Source organism: Clostridium sp., from assembly GCF_018372875.1.
Taxonomy (GTDB): domain Bacteria; phylum Bacillota; class Clostridia; order Clostridiales; family Clostridiaceae; genus Clostridium.
Genome location: NZ_JAHAIF010000091.1, coordinates 1 through 2,849, shown reverse-complemented (window position 1 = coordinate 2,849; position 2,849 = coordinate 1). Strand labels below are relative to the sequence as shown.

At 27.6% G+C, this 2,849-nt stretch carries 3 protein-coding genes; all 3 read left to right on the top strand.

The window, feature by feature from the left end:
- Window positions 1–596 precede the first annotated feature (596 nt).
- From KIB46_RS16125 to KIB46_RS16115, 3 genes are read left to right on the top strand one after another with little or no spacing between them, the layout of a single operon-like run.
- Entirely contained in the window at window positions 597–1,826 is a 1,230-nt protein-coding gene (locus KIB46_RS16125) for an ATP-binding protein (RefSeq protein WP_291673233.1), read from the top strand.
- Window positions 1,810–2,466, top strand: a complete 657-nt coding sequence (locus tag KIB46_RS16120; RefSeq protein ID WP_291673231.1) for an RloB family protein — start codon at window positions 1,810–1,812, stop codon at window positions 2,464–2,466. Before KIB46_RS16125 ends, KIB46_RS16120 begins: the two co-directional genes overlap by 17 nt.
- Window positions 2,467–2,512: 46 nt before the next feature.
- A complete protein-coding gene (locus KIB46_RS16115; protein WP_049179185.1) occupies window positions 2,513–2,701 on the top strand; it encodes a YvrJ family protein in 189 nt (62 codons plus the stop codon).
- Window positions 2,702–2,849 lie beyond the last annotated feature (148 nt).

The following is a 2,849-nucleotide window of genomic DNA, read 5'->3' as shown; positions in this document are numbered from 1 at the left end:
ATAAATATCTATTCCCTTCTTACTTAAGGTAAGGAAATTATAAAATTACTATCCTTTATTTTATATTTTTTAATATGAAAATGTAATAATACCTTTGATATATAGCTAATTGAAATTTTATATTTTCCTAGACAGTGAAAAAAAGTTGAGAGTAGAAACTATAAACTCAAATTCATATTCACATTTCTCCATACGGCTATTATCCATAAATTTAATTAAATTATGAAATCAAAAAGGAATGGAAATTAGCTTGACAAGCTGGTAAGAAAATAACCATATAAATTATTGCACCTCACAATTAAAGTACAAAAACAAAATTAAGGATGCAATTAATGGAGACAAATATGCTAAAAATCACTTAGCTAAGTATATTATAAATTGGGCTAATTCTAATGATTTTAAAGCTATAACTCTAATATTTAAATATAACTATTTAAAAGCAAATTTAATTTCAATATTTAGTAGAATAAATTCACTTTTAGTATAATTTATGAATATCTCATAAAATATTGTCAATAATATTTATGAGATTTTTTCTCATTCTTATACACTTTATTCTGTATTTGTAGTATTATATTCTTAAGGATGTGAGAAAAATGTTAATACAATTTAATTTTAAAAACTTCAAATCATTTAAAGATGAAACCACTTTAGATATGACAGCAACTTCTATTACAGAACACCCATACAACTTAATAGAAAGTGAAAATGATAAATATATTAAATCAGCTGCTATTTATGGAGCAAATGCTAGTGGAAAAAGTTCTGTAATACAGGCATTTAAATTTATGCAACGTTGGATTTTTGATTCCTTTAAAGAAGCTAATAATCCTGAAGAAATACCTTTTAAAAAGTTTGCCTTCGATAAAGATAGTTTAAACTCACCTACAGAGTTTGAGGTTTTCTTTAAATTTAAAAACAATGAATACCAATATGGATTTTCTTTAGATAATACACAAATTATTGAAGAATGGCTTTATCTAAAGAAAAAGAATAAATATATTCCTTTATTTGAAAGATCAGACGGAGAAATCGAATGTGATTCTGCCTTATTAAAAGGAGCAGACAACTTTATTCCAATGGTAGAAGATAAAACCCTATTTTTATCTATAATCTCTAATGCAAAGATTCCATATGCAAAGGATATATATGATTGGTATATTTCTACCTTTATTATTGATTATGGAAGTGTTCAGTTTGAAAGCATATTATCTACACTATCATCACCAGAGCTAAAAAATGATTTATATAAAGAAGAACTGGTAAAATTCTTAAAGTCAATAGATATAAACATAGATGGAATAATTGTTGAAGAATCTAAGAACGAATATGAGGAGACAAAGATTTTCACAAAGCACTTAATGAATGATGGCAAAAACTATTATAAAATGCCACTTTCAGAAGAATCTAGCGGTACTCAAAAACTATTCACTTTATTTTACTACTTACAAACATCAATAAAACTTGGAGTTCCAATATTTATAGATGAACTTGATTCAAAGCTTCATCCACTACTTCTTAGATATATATTAACTATGTTCCATAATGAAAAAATTAATAAAAATGGAGCTCAATTAATTTATACTACACACGATAACTACACTCTAACAAAGGATATTTTCAGACGTGACCAAATTTGGTTTGTTGAAAAAACTGATGATTCTGTATCACATCTTTACTCTTTAGCAGAGTATAAACTTGATGATGAAAAGAAAGTTAGGAAAGATGCTTCTTACAACAAAGATTATCTTCTAGGAAAATATGGCTCTATTCCTGTACTAAGAGGATATGATATGTGGGGTGAGCATAATGGTAAGATTAAATAGAGCTGGTAAAAAGCGTGGCAGAAATATTGATACTAAGTCTGTTCAACCTGGTAACTACCTAATTGTTACAGAAGGTACTGAAACAGAGGTAAACTACTTCAAAAACTTAGGTGCAAAACTTAATGAGCTTTTTCATAGTAAAATAATAGTTGAAAAAATTTCATTAGATATACATGGAACTGCACGTTCAACTAAAGTGCTGGTAAATGAAGCTATAAAAAAGCGTAGCTTAAATGCCTATAGTGATGTTTGGGTAGTATTTGATAGGGATGATAATAGAGACTTTGATGAGGCTATTTCACTTGCAAAAAAAGAAGGTATGAATGTTGCATGGTCTAATGAAAGTTTTGAATTATGGTTGCTTCTTCACTTCCAAACTTTACAATCTGCTTTAAGTAGGGATGGCTATTATCCTAGATTAGATAGCCACTTTAAAAGACTTGGAATTAATAACGGAGCTTACTCTAAAAATATTGCTGATATATTTGATATAACCTATCCTTATCTATATATTGCTATTAAAAGAAGTAAGGATTTAATCCAATTTCATAAAGAAAATAAGGTCTTTAATCCAGATAATATGAATCCAGGAACTACTGTTCATACTTTAGTTGAAGAATTATCAAGCTATATAAAATAATACAATCATCTCCTATGCATATATGACTTATAGGAGGTGATTTTTTATGGAACTAAATGAACTTGTAAATTTAATTGGTAATGTTGGTTTCCCTGTTGCAGTTAGTGCTTATCTGTTGATAAGACTAGAAAAACAAATAACCACCCTTACCTCTTCTATAAACAAGCTAAACACCATAATATCAACGAAATTAGGTGTTGTAATAGAAACTGAAAAAGATAATACAGCAGCTTAATTTACTTATCTAAACATATTACTTTTTTAACTTCTGCATATATCATTTATGAATACTTTGAAAGGAGGAATTTATTATGGCAATTACTAAGGTTTTAGCTAGTTCTGCTTTAGTTATTGAAGTGGAAAATGGATCAGACAAAAACGGA